The 21,758-nt window shown below is 43.8% G+C and carries 18 protein-coding genes; 14 read left to right on the top strand and 4 right to left on the bottom strand.

What is annotated here, in order from left to right:
- The 3 genes from DWX33_RS17455 to DWX33_RS17445 all read left to right on the top strand — a co-directional run bounded on the left by DWX33_RS17455 (nt 1) and on the right by DWX33_RS17445 (nt 2,832).
- Nucleotides 1-1,392, top strand: a complete 1,392-nt coding sequence (locus DWX33_RS17455) for a TolC family protein (protein WP_181987542.1) — start codon at nt 1-3, stop codon at nt 1,390-1,392.
- 23 nt (nt 1,393-1,415) lie between these two features.
- Entirely contained in the window at nt 1,416-2,183 is a 768-nt protein-coding gene (gene lpxA, locus DWX33_RS17450; RefSeq protein WP_008771625.1) for an acyl-ACP--UDP-N-acetylglucosamine O-acyltransferase, read from the top strand.
- Between the two features lie 184 nt (nt 2,184-2,367).
- Nucleotides 2,368-2,832 carry a hypothetical protein gene (locus DWX33_RS17445; protein ID WP_008771626.1) on the top strand — a complete coding sequence of 155 codons (465 nt, stop codon included), beginning with the start codon at nt 2,368-2,370 and terminating at the stop codon, nt 2,830-2,832.
- A 267-nt stretch (nt 2,833-3,099) separates the two neighbouring features.
- On the opposite strand, the gene mdh is transcribed toward DWX33_RS17445, so the two are convergent.
- On the bottom strand, nt 3,100-4,041 hold the full coding sequence (gene mdh, locus DWX33_RS17440) for a malate dehydrogenase (RefSeq protein ID WP_005855409.1): 942 nt from the start codon (nt 4,039-4,041) through the stop codon (nt 3,100-3,102).
- A gap of 272 nt (nt 4,042-4,313) precedes the next feature.
- Here mdh and DWX33_RS17435 point away from each other — a divergent pair, with 272 nt between their 5' ends.
- The 4 genes from DWX33_RS17435 (at nt 4,314) to DWX33_RS17420 (ending at nt 9,485) form a co-directional block, all read left to right on the top strand.
- Nucleotides 4,314-7,091: a SusC/RagA family TonB-linked outer membrane protein gene (locus DWX33_RS17435; RefSeq protein ID WP_122144900.1), complete on the top strand. Its 2,778-nt coding sequence runs from the start codon at nt 4,314-4,316 to the stop codon at nt 7,089-7,091.
- 12 nt (nt 7,092-7,103) lie between these two features.
- Nucleotides 7,104-8,729, top strand: a complete 1,626-nt coding sequence (locus tag DWX33_RS17430) for a RagB/SusD family nutrient uptake outer membrane protein (protein WP_122144899.1) — start codon at nt 7,104-7,106, stop codon at nt 8,727-8,729.
- An 89-nt stretch (nt 8,730-8,818) separates the two neighbouring features.
- The gene (locus tag DWX33_RS17425; protein WP_048927716.1) at nt 8,819-9,112 is read left to right on the top strand and encodes a nucleotidyltransferase family protein; all 294 of its coding nucleotides are present in this window, start codon (nt 8,819-8,821) and stop codon (nt 9,110-9,112) included.
- A complete protein-coding gene (locus tag DWX33_RS17420) occupies nt 9,105-9,485 on the top strand; it encodes a DUF86 domain-containing protein (RefSeq protein WP_005865152.1) in 381 nt (126 codons plus the stop codon). The genes DWX33_RS17425 and DWX33_RS17420 overlap by 8 nt, the downstream gene beginning before the upstream one ends.
- 41 nt (nt 9,486-9,526) lie before the next feature.
- On the opposite strand, the gene DWX33_RS17415 is transcribed toward DWX33_RS17420, so the two are convergent.
- The 3 genes from DWX33_RS17415 to DWX33_RS17405 are packed head-to-tail and all read right to left on the bottom strand — an operon-like array spanning nt 9,527 to nt 11,838.
- A complete protein-coding gene (locus DWX33_RS17415) occupies nt 9,527-10,711 on the bottom strand; it encodes a class I SAM-dependent rRNA methyltransferase (protein WP_005865154.1) in 1,185 nt (394 codons plus the stop codon).
- The gene (locus tag DWX33_RS17410) at nt 10,712-11,293 is read right to left on the bottom strand and encodes a 3'-5' exonuclease (RefSeq protein WP_005855416.1); all 582 of its coding nucleotides are present in this window, start codon (nt 11,291-11,293) and stop codon (nt 10,712-10,714) included.
- Nucleotides 11,290-11,838 carry a DUF5063 domain-containing protein gene (locus tag DWX33_RS17405; RefSeq protein WP_005865156.1) on the bottom strand — a complete coding sequence of 183 codons (549 nt, stop codon included), beginning with the start codon at nt 11,836-11,838 and terminating at the stop codon, nt 11,290-11,292. The genes DWX33_RS17410 and DWX33_RS17405 overlap by 4 nt, the downstream gene beginning before the upstream one ends.
- A gap of 211 nt (nt 11,839-12,049) precedes the next feature.
- On the opposite strand from DWX33_RS17405, the gene DWX33_RS17400 reads away from it, so the two are divergent.
- From DWX33_RS17400 to DWX33_RS17370, 7 genes are all read left to right on the top strand, one after another.
- A complete protein-coding gene (locus DWX33_RS17400) occupies nt 12,050-13,435 on the top strand; it encodes an aldo/keto reductase (RefSeq protein WP_005865158.1) in 1,386 nt (461 codons plus the stop codon).
- A 21-nt stretch (nt 13,436-13,456) separates the two neighbouring features.
- Nucleotides 13,457-14,977: a 4Fe-4S binding protein gene (locus DWX33_RS17395; RefSeq protein WP_022193091.1), complete on the top strand. Its 1,521-nt coding sequence runs from the start codon at nt 13,457-13,459 to the stop codon at nt 14,975-14,977.
- Nucleotides 14,978-15,133: 156 nt separating this feature from the next.
- The gene (locus tag DWX33_RS17390) at nt 15,134-17,662 is read left to right on the top strand and encodes a DNA translocase FtsK (RefSeq protein ID WP_022193092.1); all 2,529 of its coding nucleotides are present in this window, start codon (nt 15,134-15,136) and stop codon (nt 17,660-17,662) included.
- 2 nt (nt 17,663-17,664) lie between these two features.
- Nucleotides 17,665-18,339: a LolA-like putative outer membrane lipoprotein chaperone gene (locus DWX33_RS17385; protein ID WP_022193093.1), complete on the top strand. Its 675-nt coding sequence runs from the start codon at nt 17,665-17,667 to the stop codon at nt 18,337-18,339.
- Nucleotides 18,340-18,376: 37 nt separating this feature from the next.
- A complete protein-coding gene (gene trxB, locus DWX33_RS17380; protein WP_005865171.1) occupies nt 18,377-19,330 on the top strand; it encodes a thioredoxin-disulfide reductase in 954 nt (317 codons plus the stop codon).
- Nucleotides 19,331-19,441: 111 nt separating this feature from the next.
- A complete protein-coding gene (locus DWX33_RS17375; protein ID WP_122380754.1) occupies nt 19,442-20,218 on the top strand; it encodes a glycerophosphodiester phosphodiesterase family protein in 777 nt (258 codons plus the stop codon).
- Nucleotides 20,219-20,230: 12 nt separating this feature from the next.
- Nucleotides 20,231-21,718: a glycoside hydrolase family 10 protein gene (locus DWX33_RS17370; RefSeq protein WP_087346683.1), complete on the top strand. Its 1,488-nt coding sequence runs from the start codon at nt 20,231-20,233 to the stop codon at nt 21,716-21,718.
- The last annotated feature ends 40 nt before the right edge of the window (nt 21,719-21,758 follow it).

Here is a 21,758-nt window from a genome sequence, read left to right as displayed (position 1 = left end):
ATGACAATGAAGAAACAAATTATATATATGGTATGTGCGACTGCTTTGTTAAGCAGTTGCCATATCTATAAGGCATACGAGCGTCCGGATTCCATCGATGCGACGGGAATTTATCGTGATCCGGTTTCCGAGACTGATACATTAGCCTCCGCGGATACGACCAATATGGGAAACCTTCCTTGGAAGGAAGTTTTTCGTGATCCGAAGTTACAGGCGTTAATTGAGGAGGGATTAGCCAATAATGTAGATATGCAGGCAGCCGTTCTTCGGGTAGAGGAAGCGAAAGTATTGTTGACTTCCGCCCGTCTGTCTTTCTTGCCTTCTATTAATTTCGCTCCCCAAGGGACGATTACATCGATTGGAAATAGCGAATACGTAAAGGCTTACTCAACGCCTTTGGCCGCTAGCTGGGAGGTTGACCTATTCGGAAAGCTCTTGAACGCGAGCCGTGGCCAAAAAGCCTCCTACTTACAGAGCCAGTATTCAAGACAGGTCGTGCGCTCTCAATTGATCGGTGGTATAGCGAATACTTATTATACCTTGTTGATGCTTGATCGGCAGGTGGAAATTACCGCTAAGACGGTTGATATCTATAAAGAGAATGTTCGTGTCATGGAGGCTATGAAGATAGCGGGTATGGCTACCGAGGCTGCCGTGACGCAAATGCGTGCGGCTTACCATCAGGTTTCCGGCTCGTTGATCGAGTTGGAGAGTCAGGTGCGTAGCGTGGAAAACTCATTGTCCGTGTTATTGGCTAAGGCCCCTCAACAGATTGATCGGGGTACTTTGGAGGAACAAGTAATGCCGGAGGATATCATGGTGGGTGTGCCTTTGCAATTGTTGGAGAATCGTCCGGACGTGAAGATCGCAGAGATGACACTTGCTAGTGCCTATTATACGACGAACAAAGCCCGTGCCGCTTTTTATCCGGGATTGAATATCACGGCGACAGCAGGCTGGACGAATGGTTCAGGCATCTCTGTCGCCAATCCGGGCCAATTTATGTTTCAAGCTTTGGCTTCGTTGGCCCAACCGATCTTCAACAATGGTAAGTTGGTCGCTAACTTGAAGGTATCGAAGGCAGAAGAGAAGATCGCTCAAATGAATTATCAGCAGACAATTCTGGAAGCAGGTAAGGAGGTGAGTGATGCTTTACATCAGTATGATGCCACGAGCAAGAAGCTTGTCCAAGATAGAGCGCAGATCGAGCAGCTAGAGAAAGCGGTGGCTTATACCAGCGCCTTGTTCCAGTCGGCTCAATCTACTTATTTGGAAATCCTTTCCGCACAGCAGAGCCTTTTGAGTGCTCAGTTGACGGAAGTGTCCGACAATGTGCAACGTATGCAAGCGGTTGTCAGTTTATACAGTGCCATCGGTGGTGGTAGAGAATAATAACCTTTAAATGTAGTAAAGTTATGATTAGTCCATTAGCATATGTAGATTCAAGCGCAAAGATCGGGAAGAACGTTACGATTCATCCTTTTGCGTACATTGATAAGAACGTGGAGATCGGGGATGATTGCGAGATCATGCCTCATGCCAGCTTGATGAGCGGTACACGCATGGGAAATCGCAACCGTGTATTTAACGGAGCTGTTATCGCTGCTGAGCCTCAGGATTTCTTTTATAAGGGAGGTGATACGATTGCCGTAATCGGAGATGACAACGTGATTCGTGAGAATGTGGTGATTAACCGTTCCTCGACAGCGGAAGGACGTACTAGTATCGGTAATGGTAATTTCTTGCATGAGGGGGTACATGTTTCTCATGATACGCAGATCGGAAACCGTAGTGTATTCGGCTATGGTAGTAAGATTTCCGGAAATTGTATCTTGGAAGATTATGTGATCTTTGGAGGCAATGTATTGATGAGCCAAGGATCCCGGGTTGGGGCTTGGGCGATGATTCAAACCGGCTGTCGTTTCCGTAAGGATATACCTCCTTTTATCGTAGCGGCTCAAGAGCCTACCACGTATTATGGCGTGAACTCTTTCATCATGTCTCATGAGGGATTCAGTGAAAAGGTTATCAAGCACATCAGTCATGCGTACCGGATCATCTTCCAAGGAAACAGCAGCCTTACGGATGCCTTGTTAATGATAAAGGATCAGGTTCCGATGAGTAAGGAGATCCAACATATTATAGATTTCGTTGGTGAGTCTAAATTAGGTATTGTCAAATAAATACCAATAACAAACGATAGGTAAAAGCCGAAGGAAATCATTTCCTCCGGCTTTTTTTATATAATGGAAGGACGGTTTGGTTAATAATGTTTGTTAAATAATGGTAAACGTGCAGCATTTGTCTCTTTTTAAGTGTCTTACTAATAAGACAACACGCAATGAAATCCAATAAAGGAGGTTTAATATGAAAAAGTCATTTTTATTATATCTTATCATGTCTGTATTTCTCATCGGTTATTGCGCTTGCGATAATGATGAGGAAAATTTTGATACGGCTACTACCGGACAAGTGATCAAAGTCCCGGATGATATCAAATCTTTTAATTCAGTTACAAAAGAAATCGTTTTCGAGAAGAATATTTCTATCAAGCAAGACGTGCTAGGCAATGAGAAGGTTGAATTCCGGATAGCTGGAAACGGTCACTTCACGGTAGGCAGTATCTCTTCGATAAGTTCCGTTATCTATAATGCCCCAGTCTTATTAGGGGATTATCAGAGATATTATTTATATGATGGATATCCTGTTGTAGATGTTCTACAAAATGAGGTAAGGAACCAAGAGGAAAGGGACGAAAACATGCAAAAGATAGAGAAAGCTTGGAGCAACTTCCTGAAAGTATTGAATGAGGCTGGAAAGTTGAAGCAGTAATTACCGGTTTTGGATGAAACGAATAAACTTAGTGAAGCTCGTATTGAACTAGTGAAGGCTTTTCATATTCAAACAAAAACTGTACTTTTGTCATAAATGCTTTACCGTGATCTTTTGAAATAAATCAATGGAGATACGTATGTATCTTCAGAGATTGAAAAACACGAATATTATCTTCGTTCCGTCGTAACTGTCCGTATCCACATAAAAAGAAAGAGGCCAACCCCGAAGGATCAGCCTCTTTTATCGCTTTAATAGAAATTCAAATTAAAGTGCACCCACTTCTTTCAAAGCCTCGTTAGTCTTATGAACAGCGGCAGCGCTCTTAGCGAACAACTCTTTCTCTTCAGCTGTCAATTCCAACTCAACGATCTTCTCGATACCGTTCTTGCCAAGGATAACAGGAACACCGATGCAAAGATCAGATTCACCGTACTCACCTTCCAAGTAAACAGAGCAAGGAACCATCTTACCTTGGTTGTGAATGATAGACTCAACAACAAATGCTCCAGCAGCACCCGGTGCATACCAAGCAGAAGTACCTAACAATTTAGTTAATGTAGCGCCACCAACCATTGTGGAAGCAACAACCTCTTGCAATTTTTCTGCGCTTAACAATTTGCTAACAGGGATACCTTTGTAAGTAGCCAAGCGAGCCAACGGAATCATTGTAGTGTCACCGTGACCACCGATTACCATACCCTCAACCTCGTTAGCGTTACAGCCTAGAGCCTGAGATAAGAAATATTTGAAACGAGAGCTATCCAAAGCACCACCCATACCGATGATACGGTTCTTCGGCAAGCCTAAAGACTTCAATGACAAATAAGTCATTGTATCCATCGGGTTAGAGATAACTACCAAGATTGCGTTCGGAGAGTATTTCAAGATGTTTTGAGCTACGCTCTTAACGATACCAGCGTTAACACCGATCAGTTCTTCGCGAGTCATACCCGGTTTACGAGGAATACCAGAAGTGATAACTACAACGTCAGAGTTAGCTGTCTTCTCATAATCGTTTGTGCAACCTACAACCTTAGTATCGAAACCTAGCAATTGAGCGGTCTGCATCATATCCATCGCTTTACCTTCGGATACGCCTTCCTTTACGTCTAGCATTACAACTTCGTCTGCCACTTCATTGAAGGCAAGAACATTTGCGCAAGTAGCGCCTACATTTCCGGCACCAACAACTGTTACTTTTGACATAATAAATAAGTTTTAGTATGTTATTACTTAATAATACGCTATGTTTTTTAACGATGGCAAAGGTACAATCTATTACGGAATAAAGAAATATTTCCGTATATATTTTTGAGGGACATTATTAAATATCGCTAAAGCCTTGTCAAGGCTTCTTGACAACTTGGTACGCTTTTATTTTTAAGATCTTGAGGAAATGTTGTATCTTGGGTGCGAACAAAACTTAACCGAGGGAAGTTTTATTTACATGGGTTATTAATCTTAAATCCAACGTACTTATGAAAGTTCTTATATATATCCGAAAAGTCCTGTTTTTGTTTCTCTGCGGGGCCTTGTCTTTCTCTTATGGCTACGGTCAGGAGCTGCCGCTTCTGCCGGATACGATCAAGCCTCTCTTGTCGGATTCCAATTTGATAGATGAGTTGATCACTGTCGGATATGCTACGGGCAATCGTAGTACTTTATCCGGTTCCGTAAACCGGGTGAATGAAGGGGGGATGAATGAGGGACTGATCTCTACACCCTTGGACGCTCTTCGGGGAAGGGTGTCCGGCGTTAGTATCCCGGTTGGAGGAAATAGCGCCGCTGCCTTGGCTGCCGTCCGGGTCCGGGGTACAACTTCCTTGACGGGAGGTAATGATCCGTTGGTGATTATTGATGGGGTTTTTGCCGATCTTAATTTGCTTAGCTCGATCTATCCGGCGGATATCGAGAACTTCACGATCTTGAAAGATGCCTCTGAGACTGCTCAATATGGTTCTCGTGGTGCTTCCGGTGTTATCGAGGTAACGACAAAGAAAGGGCGGCAGGGAGCTTTTAGTATCAGTTATGATGGGAGTTTCGGTGTGGAGGCGGCTTATAAAAGTTTGGATATGTTATCGGCGAATGGTTCCCGGAAACTGGCGGAGGAACGTAATATCGGTATTTTAGATTTAGGGAATAATACGGACTTTCAGGATGAGGTCACCCGGTTGGGGTTGGTGCAGAATCATCATATCGCTTTTGGGGGTGGTTCGGAGACTTCCAGTTATCGTGCCTCCTTGGGATTTGTGGAAAGGGAAGGGGTTATCCGAAATACGAACTCACGTAATTTTACGACCAAGTTGAATATTACGCAGCATGCGTTCAATGATCTTCTGGTCTTTGATTTAGGCATATTTGGTTCCTTGCTGAAAAATGCTTATTTAAATGACGTACAGAAGATGTTCTATTCCGCCGCTACTTTCAACCCGACATTTCCGAATCATAAGAATATGGAGACGGGTAGCTGGGATCAAATAACTAACGCTAGCCAGATCACGAATCCTTTGGCTTGGTTGGAGGTGAAGGATGATGATTCGAATGCTCATATAAATACGCACTTAAAACTGGTTTTTAACTTGAGTAAGCATTTAATGTTTACGGCTTTCGGTTCGTATACCTATAATGTAATAGATAACGCCCAATACCTCCCTACTTCGGTTTGGGCACATGGGCAGGCTTATCGGGGGGAGCGGAAAACAGAATCTTTATTGGGAGATTTCATGTTGGCCTATAAAAAAGACTTTGGTTTGCATCAACTAAATGTATTGGGATTGGCGGAAGCTCAGAAAATGATAACGAGAGGTTTTTATACGACTGCGACGAATTTCAGTAGCGATCGTTTTGGTTATGATAATTTACAGGCAGGTGCGGTACGTTTATGGGAGGGGACCGGTTCTTACTATGAGGCTCCTCATCTGGCTTCTTTCCTTGGACGTGTGAATTATATTTATGATGGAAAGTATATCGCTACCGTGAATGCCCGAGCGGATGCCTCTTCGAAAGTGGGGGCAAATAATAAATGGGGATTTTTCCCTTCGGCTTCTGTCGCTTGGGTGTTGACCGAAGAGGAGTTTATGGAAGGTGTCTCGTGGGTAAGGAATTTAAAGATTCGTTCGGGATATGGCCTATCCGGTAATCAAGACGCGATCGATTCTTACAATTCTTTGCGATTGATGAAGCCTAATGGGGTTGTTTCCGTAAATGGTGCACCCACCGTTACCTTGGGTACGATCCGTAATGCGAATCCGGACTTGAAATGGGAGGTAAAACGTACGTTCAATGCCGGTATCGATGCCGGGTTTTTCGACAATCGTTTTATTCTCGCCGTAGATTATTATAATTCCAAGACGGATGATATGTTGTATTTATACGATGTAAGCGTTCCGCCTTTCGCTTATAATAAAATGTTGGCGAATCTGGGATCGATGCGAAATAGTGGCGTGGAATTGGGTATTGGCGTCACGCCCTTGCGTACGAAAGATATGGAATTGAATATAAACGTAAACGTAACTTTCCAACGGAATAAATTGCTCTCCTTGAGCGGTTACTATAAAGGGGAATATATGTCCGCCCCGGAATATACCAGCATCTCGGATTTAAATGGGGCTGGTTTCCATGGAGGGTATAATCATATCGTTTATCAAATGGTCGGACAGCCTTTGGGGGTTTTTTATTTACCGAAATGTACAGGTTTGGTTTCCGACGGGAATGGCGGCTATAAGTATGAGATTGAGGACTTGAACGGGAACGGGGTGAGTTTGGAGGATGGTGAGGATCGTTATATTGCGGGACAAGCCATGCCGAAAACACTTTTAGGCTCTAATATCAGTTTCCGATATAAACAATTCGATCTATCAGTACAGATTAACGGAGCCTTTGGGCATAAGATTTATAATGGAACATCGCTAACTTATATGAATATGGATATATTCCCGGATTATAACGTGTTGCGAGAAGCTCCATCCCTGAATATTCAAGATCAGACGGCTACGGATTATTGGTTGGAGAAAGGGGATTATATCAATTTTGATTATTTGACGTTGGGTTGGAACGTGCCTCTGGGTAATTTAAGGAAATATGTAAGAAACGTACGGCTTTCGGTTTCCGTAAATAATTTGGCGACAATTACAGGTTATTCGGGATTGACTCCGATGATAAATAGCTCTATCGTAAATAATACGTTAGGTATAGACGATAAGCGATCTTATCCGGTGGTTCGTTCCTATACGATGGGGTTGAGTTTTAATTTTTAAAAAGGTGTTCGTATGAGAAAGCTTTCTATTTTATCCTATATATTTGCGGGTTTGATGTTATCGTCGTGCGATGGCTATCTGAAAGAGGACCCTCGTGATCAGCTTTATCCGGAGGATGCGTACGATACCCCTCAGAATGTCTATCTGAATACGGTTGCTTCCTTATATAATTATATCGGAGGTTATAGCGATAGCCAAGGATTGCAAGGAACGTACCGGGGTGTCTACGACTTGAATACCTTTACGACTGACGAGGCCATGCTCCCGACTCGTGGCGGCGACTGGTATGACGGTGGTTTCTGGCAAGGTCTCTTCTTGCATAAGTGGGGAACGAATAGTGACGCTATCCAAGCTACTTGGGAATATCTGTATAAAGTAATCGTATTAAGCAATCAATCTTTAGAGATATTAGGCGAGTTGCGGCAAAAAAAGGATTATAACGATTTAGATCGGTATGAGGCGGAGGTTCGTGCCTTGCGTGCGATGTATTATTATTATTTAGTCGATATGTTTGGCCGTGTCCCTCTTATCGTTTCTTCTTCCATTCCGGTGAAAGACGTGCGGCAGAGTGACCGGAAAGAGGTCTTTGATTTTGTTGTAAAAGAATTACAAGAATCCCTTTTGTTATTGAGTACGGCGCATAGTAATTCGCCCGGCGATTATTATGGAAGGATTACGAGACCGGTTGTTTATTTCTTATTGGCGAAGTTGGCCTTAAACGCAGAAGTGTTTACGGATAACGACTGGACGGATGGTCTGCGTCCGAATGGACGGGAAATCTATTTTAGGGTAGGCGAGAGGAAGTTGAACGCTTGGCAAACGGTTGTGGCGTACTGTGATTCAATAACGGACTTAAACTATAGCTTATCTCCGAACTATGCGGATAATTTTTCTGTATTTAATGAATCGTCCGGAGAGAATATTTTCACGATTCCGATGGATAAGAACTTATATACGAGCCAAATGCAATATCTTTTCCGCTCCCGTCACTATAATCATGCCAAAGCATATGGATTGGGGGGAGAGAACGGCTCTTGCGCTACGATAGAGGCCCTTCGGGTATTTGCGTATGGGACGGACTCGGTCGATACCCGGTTTTATGAGAATTATTACGCCGATACGATGTTTGACCTCAATGGTGATACGATTCGGTTAGATAATGGGACTCCTTTGGTATATTTACCTCTAGAGGTTAGGTTGGATTTGTCTAGGTTGCCTGCCGAGAAAACGGCGGGTGCCCGCATGAAGAAATACGAGATCGATAAGATGGGGACGAAAGATGGAAAGCTATCGGATAATGATATCGTATTATTCCGTTATGCGGATGTCTTGTTAATGAGATCGGAAGCGAAAGTTCGTAATGGAGAGAATGGGGATGAAGAGTTGAATGCCGTTCGTTTCCGTGTGGGAATGTTACCTCGTAAGGCGACATTAGAAAATATTTTGGCTGAGCGTCAACTGGAATTGGCTTGGGAAGGCTGGAGGAGGCAGGATTTGGTACGTTTTGGAAAGTTTACCCGCCCTTATACGGATCGCCCTCAATTGCCCCATGAATCGAATGGCTATACCACCGTTTTCCCAATTCCCGATAAAGTCCGTTCCTTGAATCCTAATTTGATACAGAATCCGGGATATTAGTAGATTTGGATTGTATTTATCAATTATGTAATAATTTGGAATATAGGAAGATTTTATTTTTCTTTGTGTAAAAAGTAAAACGTTTGTCTATGAGATCGCAAAAAGAGTGTATAGAATTGCTACGTGGCTATTTTCAAAATAAGGCTAAAGATTATGGCATTGTTCGTATGGCCCTTTTTGGTTCAGTCGTGCGAAATGAACAAACAGAGGAGAGTGACGTAGATATTGCTTACGAAGGGGAAGCTAATCTATTATTACGTAGCCGAATGAAACAAGAGTTAGAGTCTTTGTTTGGATGTAGAGTCGATATCATTCGTCTTCGCAAACAACTTGTTGATAGTGTATTTGGACAAAATATCGAAAATGATTTGATTTATGTTTGATAAGGTACGGATTGGCTCATTGTTAGATCGAATAGAAAATTCGATTCTCTTAATACAGAGTAAATCGGGGGAGATAAATTGTCCGGATGATTTCCTTTTGAGTCAAGATGGTATGTTCATTTTAAGTGGCATCTGTATGCAGTTGGTTTTTATTGGAGAAAGTGTCAAGACTATTGATAATAAAACTAATCATAGTTATTTAATAAAATATACAGATATACCTTGGACTGCTATTATGGGATTAAGGGATATTATAGCTCATGAGTATCATCGTATTGATGAGGAAGAGATCTTTGCGGTTGTGAATAAAGACTTAATTTCTCTTTTGAAAATAATTCAGCAAATGAAAATGGATTTAGAGACAATAAATTAAGGGTGAAAATAATATTCAATTTCTCACCCTTAATATCTATTTTACTCTATATACAATACCAATCCCTTTAAATATTCACCTTCCGGATGGTAGATATTCACCGGATGGTCTGCGGGTTGGGTTAATTGATGCAAGATACGAACGCTACGGCCGGATTGGGCGGCGGCGCTAAATACAGCTAAACGGAAGTTTTCCTTGCTGACAACCTGTGAGCAGGAGAAGGTAAACAAGATTCCTCCCGGCTTGATCTTCTCGAAAGCGATCGCGTTTAATTTGCGATACCCTTGTAAGGCGTTACGTAGTACATTCTTATGTTTAGCGAACGCAGGAGGGTCCAATATGATTAAATCATAATTACTTCCCATTTTTTCCAAATACTTAAACGCGTCTTCCGCATATGCCTCATGACGGGGATCTCCCGGGAAATTCAACTCGACATTCTTTTTCGTCAAAGAAATCGCTTTCGCCGAACTATCTACGGAATGAACCACCTTAGCGCCTCCTCTCATCGCATAGAAAGAGAAACCGCCCGTATAACAGAACATATTCAATACGGAGCGATCTTTTGCGTAATACTCCAACAAAGAGCGATTCTCCCGTTGATCCACGAAGAAACCTGTCTTTTGGCCTTTCTGCCAGTCTACACAGAATTTCAGTCCGTTTTCTATAGCGATATCTTCCACTTCGCCTCCGAATAAGTAACCATCTTCGCTACCTAAATTCGCTTTATAAGGTAAAGTCGCTTCCGATTTATAGTAGATGTTTTGTAAAGTATCGCCCAATACCGCTTTCAAAGCCTCCGCGATCTGATGACGGGCATAATGCATTCCTACCGAATGTGCTTGCATAACCGCCGTATGCGCATACATATCGATCACCAATCCCGGTAAGTTATCGCCTTCGCCGTGAATCAGGCGGAACGTATTATTATTTTCTACCCCAGCCAGCCGCAAGGTCTTTCTGAGTTCGTAAGCGATACGGATACGTTCAACCCAAAAAGCATCGTCGATGGCGATTGGGGTGAAAGATAACACACGTACGGCGATACTGCCGATTTGGTAATGGCCGATCGCCAAAAAACGCTGGTTCGCTCCGTATACCTCTACCAAGTCACCCTCTTCCGGATCGCCTTCAACAGATTGGATCGCTCCGGAAAATACCCATGGATGGAAACGCAATAGCGATTCTTCTTTCTTAGGCTTGAGAAAAACTTTACAATACTCCATTTATGCTTGATTCAATAAATTATATATTCTTAGGCAGGCCCAAGCATCGAGGGCCGCATATTTCTTTTGTGAGTCTGTCAATACATCCGCCTCCCAATTCGTGAGGCGTTGTCCTTTTGATATCTTTTTTTGGAAAAGTATCGCATATATCTTTTGCAGGCTGGCATCCTCGATGCCGAACTGGCCTACGTAATTCTGTAAATCAAGGAAATTGGCGGGTTCTATATCCGAACGCTTCCGTATCGCCCCGAAATCATCCCGTAAAGATAACCCGATCTTTAAGGTCGAACTGCTTTTCAGGAATTTCTCCAGAGATTCCGGTATACCGATATGATTCAAGCGGAACAAGAAACAAGTATCATCCGTTGATATCTGCATCAATGAGATCTTGTAACGCTGTCCCTTCTTAAAGCTGGGACGGGTCTCCGTGTCAAAACCGACGATCGGAAAACGCAGCAAGTACTCTACGGCCTTGTCTGCCTCCTCTTTACTAAGGATCGTAATGATACGTCCCTTGAATTCCTCTACGGTAAGTTTCGCTATTTCCTCTTTAGCAATTGTATGTATAAATTGTTGTATCATTCTTCCTCTTCATTCTTTTCCAAATCCTCATCACCACTGTAACGCACAGCGTGCAACGCTTTCAAGGCATTCAATAATTGCTGTCCCCAGTATTCTTGGAAGTTCGTGCGGCACAAAGCGATAGCCTCTTGCATAACTTCCTCGTTTCCTTGACGGAATAAAGATACGAAATTTCCTGTATCTTGATAGACATCAGCCAAGTTCTCGGAAATAAATGCTGCGATAGGAGTATCGCTATACCGCATATCCGCATGAAATGTTTCCAGATAGGAATCTCGTTCGCCAAGCAAACCGGCTATCCGTGAACGAACCGACTCGTACATGTCTTCTGAAACGGAAAGCTCGAGTTCGGTTTCCTCTTCAGATTCCACTTCGGGCAACAGGCTGGCCTTTAAGTATAATAGAGGCAGGAGTTTTGTCGCCTTATCTACGAAGTCGAAAAGCCCGGTATTTCCGGCGGTCTCAACAAAGGTACAATATTCCAGTGCTACCGTAACAAATTCTAGCGTGTTGCGCTCGTATATCGGATTTTCTTCTTTTTCCATGTGCCTGTTCGTCTAATCATTCTTGATAACAATTCGCAAAAATACAACAAAAATCCGTTTTTTTCGTGATAAAGTCCCGAATATTCTTTTTAGTCGGGGATTGCTCTCCTATATATTTCCTGTTTTATTATTTTTGTGCAATTAATAGAAGGAATGTTAATGATAGACTAATGTTGGATATACTAATTAGGATAAAAAAACCGATCGAGTTATGAGTTCATGTGGAAAGAATGAGAACCCTCAAGAGATGAATCGCCGTAAATTCTTGAAGGTATTTGGGGGTGGGGCTGTCGCCTCTTCGGCGGCGCTTTACGGTTGCGCTCCCAAGAATGAGCCGGGGGCGGCTGTGGCGTTAGGTGAGGTTCCTACCGATAAAATGACCTATCGCCAACATCCTACGAATGGCGATAAGGTTTCTATTTTAGGATATGGTTGTATGCGTTGGCCCTTGAAACAAGGATCGGACGGTAAAGACCAGATTGATCAAGAAGCCGTGAATCGTTTAGTGGATTATGCGATAGAACATGGGGTGAATTACTTTGATACTTCTCCTGTTTATGTACAAGGTATGTCCGAGAAAGCGACCGGTATCGCATTGGCACGCCATCCTAGGAACTCCTATTATTTGGCCACTAAACTGTCAAACTTCCAGAACTATACGAGAGAAAACTCGTTGGCGATGTATCGGCAGTCGTTCCGTGATTTGCAAACCGATTATCTGGATTATTATTTGCTTCACTCTATCGGTGGGGGGAATGGTATCGAGCTTTTCAATGACCGCTATATAAATAATGGAATGCTTGATTTCTTGGTGAAAGAACGGGAAGCGGGACGTATCCGTAACCTAGGTTGGTCTTTTCATGGGGATGTAAAAGTGTTTGATTATGTGTTGGATATGGGCGTGAAATGGGATTTCGTTCAGATCCAGCTGAATTATCTGGACTGGAAACATGCCTCGGGGCGTAACGTAAACGCTGATTATCTGTATGGCGAATTAGAGAAGCGAGGTATTCCGGCGGTTATCATGGAACCGCTATTAGGAGGTCGCTTATCGAATGTTCCGGATCATATCGTTGCTCGTTTGAAACAGCAACGGCCTGAGAATAGCGTGGCTTCATGGGCTTTTCGTTTCGCCGGCTCTCCGGATGGGGTCTTGACGGTGTTAAGCGGCATGACGTATATGGAGCATTTGCAAGATAATATCCGTACCTATTCCCCGCTTATTCCGGTAACGGACGAGGAGAAAGACTTTTTGGAAGAGACGGCCCAGCTTATGATGAAATATCCGACAATACCTTGCAATGATTGCAAATATTGTATGCCTTGTCCATATGCGTTGGATATTCCGGGCATTCTTTTACATTATAATAAATGTGTGAACGAAGGAAATGTTCCGAAAAGTGCGCAAGACGAAAATTACGCGAAAGCTCGTCGTGCCTTCTTAGTCGGTTATGACCGGAGTGTCCCAAAGTTGCGTCAAGCGAACCATTGTACAGGGTGTGAGCAATGTAATCCTCATTGTCCGCAGGGTATCGATATCCCCAAAGAGATGCAGCGTATCGATAAATTCGTGGAAGAGTTGAAAGTGAATGGTTAACCTTTAAACAAACGGAAAATTATGTTACGAAAAATAAGAATATTCGCCGCCACCTTTTGCTTTGTGCTGATAACCCTGTTATTTCTTGATTTCACGGGTACGATTCACACTTGGTTCGGATGGTTGGCAAAGATACAGTTTTGGCCTGCGTTGTTGGCTTTGAATGTCGGTGTTGTGGTAGGGTTGGTAATCTTGACTCTTTTATTGGGGCGTGTATATTGCTCCGTTATCTGCCCTTTAGGGGTATTGCAAGATATTATTTCGTGGTTTGCTTGTAAACGGAAGAAATACCGCTTTTCCTATTCTCCCGCATTGAAGTGGGTACGTTATGGTACCTTGGTTGTTTTTATAGTGGCTTGTATTGCTGGTGTCGGTTCCTTGGTAGCGTTGATTTCGCCTTATAGCGCTTATGGGCGTATCGCTTCTAATTTATTTGCGCCAATCTATCAAGAGGGCAACAATCTATTGGCCTATTTCGCGGAACGTATGGATAGTTACGCTTTCTATTCGGTGGACGTATGGGTGCGTAGTCTGGCTACGATGGGAATCGCTATTCTGAGCTTTGTCATATTGGCGATTTTAGCTTGGAGAAATGGACGTACGTATTGTAATACGATCTGTCCGGTAGGTACGGTTCTCGGTTTTTTGTCGAAGTATGCTTTACTTAAACCTCGCATTGATACCGATAAATGTAATGGTTGCGGATTATGCGCACGTAAATGCAAGGCTTCCTGTATCGATTCTAAGAATCATGCGATCGATTATAGCCGTTGCGTGACTTGTATGGACTGCTTGGATAATTGCCGTCAAGGCGCGATTTCGTATACGAGGGCACGCAAGGCTGATAAAGCTACTTCGGTAAAAGAATCCTTAACGAAGGACACTACGGATGTTTCCCGCCGTCGAGCCTTGTCGGCTACGGCATTGGTAGCCATGTCTTCCGTTTTGCATGCTCAGCAGAAAAAACTGGAGGATTATGTGGAGATGAAGAAAGACGGAGGCTTTGCGCCGATTAAAGAACGTAAAGAGCCGAATCGTTTGGCGCCATTGGTTCCTCCCGGAGCTTTGAGTATCGGGAATCTGGCGCAACATTGCACGGGGTGTCAGCTTTGTGTATCTGTCTGCGAGAATCATGTCCTGCGCCCGTCTACGGATCTGATGAAACTGATGCAGCCGAAGATGGCATTCGATAGAGGGTATTGCCGTCCGGAATGTGTGAAATGTTCGGAGGTTTGCCCGACGGGAGCGATCAAACCTATTACGAAAGAAGACAAATCTGCTATACAGATCGGTCATGCCGTATGGGTAAGAGATCTTTGTATTGTCAATACGGACGGTATGAGTTGTGGTAATTGTGAACGCCATTGCCCGACAAAATCGATCCAGATGGTGGCGAAAGATCCGGCAGATCCAAAGTCGTTAAAGATCCCGGTGATCAATACGGAAACTTGTATTGGTTGTGGTGCTTGCGAGCATCTTTGTCCGTCTCGTCCTTATAGCGCGATCTATGTGGAAGGGCATGAGATGCACAGATCTATTTAATGCCGTTAAAATCTATCCCTAAAAACATGTACGTGTTTCTGCGAAAACATGTACATGTTTTTCAGAAAACACGTACGTCTTTTTTTCAAAGGTTCGTCAGACTCGATTTTTCTATGTACATTTGCGTGTTATAAAAGAATTATTGAGAAACTATTTATGGCAAAGAAGACAACAACAACGAAGCAAAATCATACAGAGCCGAGCTGGTTCGCAGCCTTGAAGACTTTTTTTACAAATGAACGGACCCGTTTCATTACAGGTTTGATTATCTCTATACTAACCATTTACGTAGGGCTTGCCTTGATTTCGTTTTTCTTTACAGGAGCCGCCGATCAAAGTAAAATAGAGAATGTTCCTTTAGGGGATTTGTTGACCAATCGAGGATCGGTAGAGAATTGGACGGGCGTACGCGGGGCGTATTTGTCTGATCTGTTGATGAACCGTTGGTTTGGCATCTCTTCTTTTATGATCCTCTTTTTCTTGGGATCGGTTGGGGCGAAACTCATGAATTTAAATAAAGTATCCTTGTTGAGACGTTTCTTGTTCAGTGCTTCGGCGTTGATCTGGGGATCTGTGTTTTTTGCTTTCATATTTATCAAGGGATATGAGGATACGTTTATTTATCTAGGCGGTCAACACGGATATTACATCTCGGAGATGTTTATTACCAATATCGGAATTCCCGGAACGATCTTGCTTTTATTAGGCTCATTCTTAATCATCGCTATTTTTACCAGTAAGAAGACTATTCCGTTCTTGCAGCGTATGTTCTCTTTAGGTTGGGTGAAAAATCGTTTGAAACGTGAAGGCCGAGAAGATGAGGTTGAAGTGGATCAGACGGAAAAAGAGGATATTGTAATTCCTCGCTCTAAGCCTGTCGTAGAGCAACCGGATGAACAACCGGAAATGGATGATTACGAAGAGTTTGATACGGAGGCTGAATTGTTGAAGGCCGAAGCGAAAGAAAACCGTAAAACAGTACCAGAATATGAGGAGGAAGAGGTCGCTGCTGCTGATGATTTAGTCGTTACGATCGCAAAAGGTGACGATGATCCGATAAACGAAAAGACAGAGGAGATAAATACCCCGGAATTAGGGGATGAGGAGGATGCCGGATTCACGGTGGAAGTTGCCGCTGGTAATGATGAGACCTACGATGCCTCGGCCTTGGGTACGTATGATCCCCGTTTGGATCTTTCCCGTTATGTATTCCCTACCTTGGACTTGCTGAAAGCGTATGATAGTGGGAGCATGGAGATCAATCGGGACGAATTGGCGGAAAACCAACGCTTGATCAAGCAAGCCTTGGAAGATTTCAATATAAAGATCGCTTCGATCAAAGCGACAGTCGGACCTACGGTTACGCTTTATGAGATTGTACCCGAGGCGGGTGTCCGTATTTCTAAGATCAAGAACTTGGAGGATGATATCGCCTTGAGTTTATCCGCTTTGCAGATCCGTATTATCGCCCCGATGCCCGGAAAGGGAACGATCGGTATCGAGGTGCCGAATAAGAATCCTCAGACGGTATCGATGCAATCTGTTATCGCTTCACGCCGATTCATTGAGGGTAAGTATGAGTTGCCTGTGGCGATGGGTAAGACGATTACGAACGAGGTGTTCATGTTCGATCTTTGTAAGACACCGCATCTATTGGTAGCCGGTGCTACGGGACAAGGTAAGTCTGTCGGTCTAAATGCGATCATCACTTCCTTATTATATAAGAAGCATCCATCGGAGTTGAAATTCGTGATGGTAGACCCGAAAATGGTTGAGTTTAGTATCTATTCCAAGATAGAACGTCATTATCTGGCGAAACTTCCGAATGCGGAGAAGCCGATCGTTACGGAGCCAGCTGACGCTGTCGCTACATTGAACTCGTTGGTGATCGAGATGGAAGACCGGTACCGTTTACTGGTGAACGCGAATGTTCGTAATATAAAGGAATACAACGCTAAGTTTATCGAACGGCGGTTGAACCCGCAGAAGGGACATCGCTTCTTACCCTATATCGTGGCGGTAGTGGATGAGTTTGCCGACTTGATCGCAGTGGCCGGACGTGAGATCGAGTTGCCTATCTCTCGTATTGCGGCGAAGGCCCGTGCGGTAGGTATCCATATGATCTTGGCTACGCAACGCCCGGATACAAAGGTGATTACCGGTACGATCAAGAGTAACTTTCCGAGCCGTATTGCCTTTAAGGTTGCTTCTATGATCGATTCACGTACGATTCTGGATGCTCCGGGCGCTAACCGTTTGATCGGACGGGGCGATATGTTGATTGTCGTGGCGGGACAAGAGCCGGTTCGTGTGCAGTGCGCTTTCGTAGATACGCCCGAGGTGGAGGATATCGTGGATTATATCGGTGAGCAGACTGGTTTCCAAACCGCTTATTTGCTTCCGGACTATGTGCCGGAAGGTGGGGAGGCATCAACTTCGGGAGCAGTCGATTTATCAGATCGAGATCCCTTATTTGACGAGGCGGCTCGTTTGATCGTGATTCAGCAACAAGGTTCTACTTCTTTGATCCAGCGTAAATTCGCTATCGGTTATAATCGTGCCGGACGTTTGATGGATCAATTGGAGGCTGCCGGTATTGTTGGCCCGTTTGAGGGAAGTAAGGCCCGTCAAGTATTGGTGCAAGATGAGTATTCGTTGGAGCAAGTATTAAATGCTTTGAAATAAATATGAGAAGAGAACATAAAATAAGAGTGTGGCGGTGTATCGCGTTTGTCGGATTATTCTTGTGTTTCCTGTTGGGACTAGGAGTGGGGGCGCATGCCCAGAATGCGAATGATATCTTGGGGAAGGCGGCCGCTGCTTATGAGAATTCGAACGGGATAAGCGCTTCTTTTACGATGTTTACCCGTTCTGCCGGTCAGAATGCGGGAGAGAGTTTTGAGGGAACCATCCAGATGAAAGGTGATAAGTTTACATTAGTCACGCCGGATGCGCTTATTTGGTTTAATGGTACGACGCAATGGACGTATGTGGAACGGAACGATGAGGTGAACGTGACGAATCCTACGGGAGAAGAGTTGCAATTTACAAATCCCGCTCTTTTATTAAATAGTTATAAGAAGGGATTCACGGCGGCTTATAAAGGCGAGAGTACGGCACCGAACGGAAAAGCCGCTTACGATGTGGAATTGACACCGAAGAAAAAAGGGGATATCGTGAAAGTGGAGTTGCAAATCGAGAAATATTCAAATTTCCCGGCTCGTATCACGGTTACTTCTAAAAACGGCGTTAGCAGTACGATCCAGATCAGCCAATTGAAAACAGGTATAAACCAACCGGATCGTTTTTTTGTTTTTAACGAAGGGGATTATCCGGACGTAGAGGTGATAGACCTTCGATAATAGAGAATTGAAAATTGATAATTAATACTTAGATACTATGAGCGATTCAGTGAATGAGAAAGTACGTTGCCTTATTATAGGCTCGGGTCCAGCAGGTTATACGGCAGCGATTTATGCTTCCCGTGCGAATTTATCTCCGGTGCTTTATGAAGGAATACAGCCGGGGGGACAATTAACGACAACTACGGAGGTGGAGAATTTCCCGGGATATCCGGACGGTATAACCGGTCCTGAGTTAATGGAAGATTTAAAAAAACAAGCCGTCCGTTTTGGTGCGGATATCCGTTTCGGTATCGCTACCGCCGCTGATTTGGGCGAGGCTCCTTATAAAATTACGATTGATGGTGAGAAAGTGATCGAGACGGAGACTTTGATTATCGCTACGGGTGCTTCCGCGAAGTATCTGGGTCTTCCGGATGAGCATAAATATGCGGGTATGGGTGTATCCGCTTGCGCTACTTGCGATGGTTTCTTCTATCGTAAAAAGACGGTAGCGGTAGTAGGTGGTGGGGATACGGCCTGTGAGGAAGCGATTTACTTGGCAGGTTTGGCGAAGCAGGTTTACTTGATCGTGCGTAAACCCTATTTGCGTGCTTCAAAAGTAATGCAAGAACGTGTCTTCAAGACTCCGAATATCACGGTGCTTTTCGAACATAACACCCTGGGTTTATTTGGAGAGAATGGCGTGGAAGGTGCTCATTTGGTAAAACGTATGGGAGAGCCGGATGAGGAGAAAGTGGATATCGCTATCGATGGTTTCTTCTTGGCGATTGGCCATAAACCTAATTCGGATATCTTCAAGCCATGGATAGATACGGACGAGATCGGTTATATCGAGACAGTTCCGGGAACTCCCCGAACGAAAGTTCCGGGTGTGTTTGCTGCTGGAGATGTCGCTGATCCCCATTATCGTCAAGCTATTACCGCTGCGGGAAGTGGTTGTAAGGCTGCTATCGAGGCTGAACGTTATTTATCAGAGATCGGAAAATAGTTGGCAGTTGACAATTGATAGTTGACAGTTGCGACAAGCGGTATTTAACTGTCAACTTTCACTTGTCAACTATCAACTGTCACTTGTCATTTGTCAACTAATTTAATTTCCATGAATTTAAAATCTACTCTTCTTTTGCTACTTTGCCTGATGATGGCAGGAATGGTAGCGGCAAAGGATAACACGAAAGTGATCGCCCATCGGGGGTATTGGAAAACGGAGGGCTCTGCTCAGAACTCTATCCGTTCTTTGGAACGTGCCAGCGAGATTGGTGCCTATGGCTCGGAATTCGACGTACATCTTACGGCGGACAATGTGCTGGTAATATTCCATGATAATGATATCCAAGGAAAACATATTCAATCCTGTACTTATGATGAATTGAAAGATTTGCAATTGAGCAACGGCGAAAAGCTCCCTACTTTAGAGCAATATTTGAAACGTGCGAAGAAATTGAAGAATGTCCGGTTAATTTTAGAACTGAAAGCTCATGAGACCCCGGAACGCAACCGTGAGGCTGTTAAAGCTGTTGTAGATATGGTGAAGCGTATGAAATTAGCGAAACGTACGGATTACATATCTTTTAATATGGATGCTTGTAAAGAATTTATCCGTCTATGTCCGAAATCTGAGGTTTCTTATCTGAATGGAGAATTATCCCCGATGGAATTGAAAGAGCTTGGTTTTACAGGATTAGACTACCATTATAAAGTCTTGCAATCTCATCCGGATTGGGTGAAGGATTGTAAAGTCCTAGGCATGACTTCGAATGTCTGGACCGTAGATGACCCTAAATTAATGGAAGAGATGATCGATATGGGAGTCGATTTTATTACGACTGATTTACCGGAAGAGACTCAAAAAATACTACATTCGCGGGCTCAATAAGGCATTATAAAGATGAGAAAGTTTTGTCTGTTGCTTATCCTGTCGCTGGCTTTACCCGTTTTTTGTCTGTTACAAGCGGTAGAGCCTCCCAAAAAGGAAATTCGTGCGGTTTGGTTGACTACGGTTTATGGTCTGGATTGGCCTCATAAACCGGCTACTACCGAGGCGGGACGAAAAGCCCAGCAACAGGCATTGCTTGATATCTTGGACCGGCTTCAAGAAGCGAATTTTAATATGGTCTTCATTCAGGCTCGCTTGAGGGGAGACGTGATGTATCGTTCGGCTATCGAACCAGTCAGTAAGACATTCTCCGGTAAGTATGGAGAATTACCGGGATATGATCCGCTCGCTTTTGTCGTGGATGAATGCCATAAGCGTGGAATGGAATGTCATGCGTGGTTCGTAACTTTCCCGCTAGGAACGGAAAAAAGCGTGAAGGAGCAAGGAAAGCTTTCCGTGGTTAAAAAGAAACCAAAACTCTGCAAACGGCATAATGGGGAGTGGTATTTGGACCCCGGCGTACCGGAGACCGCTGATTATATCTTATCCTTAGTCAAGGAGATCGTGAATGGCTACGATATAGATGGCATCCATTTTGATTATATCCGCTATCCCGAAGAGGCGAAAACATTCCCGGATAAAGCGTTGTATAATAGATCCGGTAAGAAAAAGTCTCTGGCAGACTGGCGTAGGGAGAATATCAACCGGATGGTTTACCGTATTTACGATTGGGTAAAGCAAACGAAACCTTGGGTGCAGGTGAGCAGTTCGCCACTCGGGAAATATAATCGTATTGAACGGGTACCTAACGCGGGTTGGACCGCTTACGAAAGTGTCTTCCAAGACCCGAAGATGTGGATGCAACAAGGTAAACAAGATATGATTGTTCCGATGATGTATTACCTGCATAAGAATTTCTTTCCTTTCGTGGATAATTGGGTGGATAATTGTAACGGGCGTTTGGTCGTACCCGGCTTGGGAGCTTATCGGATGGACAAGAGTGAGGCGGACTGGGCCGTGAATGATATAACGGACCAGATCGATTATAGCCGTTATTACGGAGGAGCCGGCTGTGCGTTCTTTCGTTGTGGAAATGTCCTGTATAATGACAAGGGACTTTATAAAGAGTTGAGAGACAATTACTATAAATATCCGGCCCAATTGCCTCCATTGACTTGGCTGAATGATTCGGTACCTGCCGCACCGGAGGGGATCAAAGTGGAACGTTTGGACGATGAGTTGCACTTAACTTGGGAGAAACCTGTGTCGGAAAAGCAGGACTTAACTTATACCGTTTATTATTCATTGACAGATTCGATCGATACGGCTTCGGCAAAATCCATATTAGCTACAAATATTTATGGCAACGAGCTTTTTCTTCCTATCGATGTAGAGTCTGAACGTGGGTATACATTTTCTGTAACGGCTTCCACCCGTTACCGGATAGAGAGTGAACCTTCTCCGGATACCTATTATTACCTGTCTAAATTTATCAAGTAAAGGGGGTATTTTGATTTCGAGTTTTTTTGCTTATTTTTGC

The sequence above is a fragment of the Parabacteroides sp. AF19-14 genome, from assembly GCF_003635485.1.
Taxonomy (GTDB): Bacteria; Bacteroidota; Bacteroidia; order Bacteroidales; family Tannerellaceae; genus Parabacteroides; species Parabacteroides distasonis.
This window is presented reverse-complemented; position numbering and strand designations above follow the sequence as displayed.

What these genes read in the sequence shown, in the direction of transcription:
- DWX33_RS17455 (WP_181987542.1), top strand. Translation starts at nt 1, where the DNA reads ATGACAATGAAGAAACAAATTATATATATGGTATGTGCGACTGCTTTG.
- lpxA (WP_008771625.1), top strand. Translation starts at nt 1,416, where the DNA reads ATGATTAGTCCATTAGCATATGTAGATTCAAGCGCAAAGATCGGGAAG.
- DWX33_RS17445 (WP_008771626.1), top strand. Translation starts at nt 2,368, where the DNA reads ATGAAAAAGTCATTTTTATTATATCTTATCATGTCTGTATTTCTCATC.
- mdh (WP_005855409.1), bottom strand. Translation starts at nt 4,041, where the DNA reads ATGTCAAAAGTAACAGTTGTTGGTGCCGGAAATGTAGGCGCTACTTGC.
- DWX33_RS17435 (WP_122144900.1), top strand. Translation starts at nt 4,314, where the DNA reads ATGAAAGTTCTTATATATATCCGAAAAGTCCTGTTTTTGTTTCTCTGC.
- DWX33_RS17430 (WP_122144899.1), top strand. Translation starts at nt 7,104, where the DNA reads ATGAGAAAGCTTTCTATTTTATCCTATATATTTGCGGGTTTGATGTTA.
- DWX33_RS17425 (WP_048927716.1), top strand. Translation starts at nt 8,819, where the DNA reads ATGAGATCGCAAAAAGAGTGTATAGAATTGCTACGTGGCTATTTTCAA.
- DWX33_RS17420 (WP_005865152.1), top strand. Translation starts at nt 9,105, where the DNA reads ATGTTTGATAAGGTACGGATTGGCTCATTGTTAGATCGAATAGAAAAT.
- DWX33_RS17415 (WP_005865154.1), bottom strand. Translation starts at nt 10,711, where the DNA reads ATGGAGTATTGTAAAGTTTTTCTCAAGCCTAAGAAAGAAGAATCGCTA.
- DWX33_RS17410 (WP_005855416.1), bottom strand. Translation starts at nt 11,293, where the DNA reads ATGATACAACAATTTATACATACAATTGCTAAAGAGGAAATAGCGAAA.
- DWX33_RS17405 (WP_005865156.1), bottom strand. Translation starts at nt 11,838, where the DNA reads ATGGAAAAAGAAGAAAATCCGATATACGAGCGCAACACGCTAGAATTT.
- DWX33_RS17400 (WP_005865158.1), top strand. Translation starts at nt 12,050, where the DNA reads ATGAGTTCATGTGGAAAGAATGAGAACCCTCAAGAGATGAATCGCCGT.
- DWX33_RS17395 (WP_022193091.1), top strand. Translation starts at nt 13,457, where the DNA reads ATGTTACGAAAAATAAGAATATTCGCCGCCACCTTTTGCTTTGTGCTG.
- DWX33_RS17390 (WP_022193092.1), top strand. Translation starts at nt 15,134, where the DNA reads ATGGCAAAGAAGACAACAACAACGAAGCAAAATCATACAGAGCCGAGC.
- DWX33_RS17385 (WP_022193093.1), top strand. Translation starts at nt 17,665, where the DNA reads ATGAGAAGAGAACATAAAATAAGAGTGTGGCGGTGTATCGCGTTTGTC.
- trxB (WP_005865171.1), top strand. Translation starts at nt 18,377, where the DNA reads ATGAGCGATTCAGTGAATGAGAAAGTACGTTGCCTTATTATAGGCTCG.
- DWX33_RS17375 (WP_122380754.1), top strand. Translation starts at nt 19,442, where the DNA reads ATGAATTTAAAATCTACTCTTCTTTTGCTACTTTGCCTGATGATGGCA.
- DWX33_RS17370 (WP_087346683.1), top strand. Translation starts at nt 20,231, where the DNA reads ATGAGAAAGTTTTGTCTGTTGCTTATCCTGTCGCTGGCTTTACCCGTT.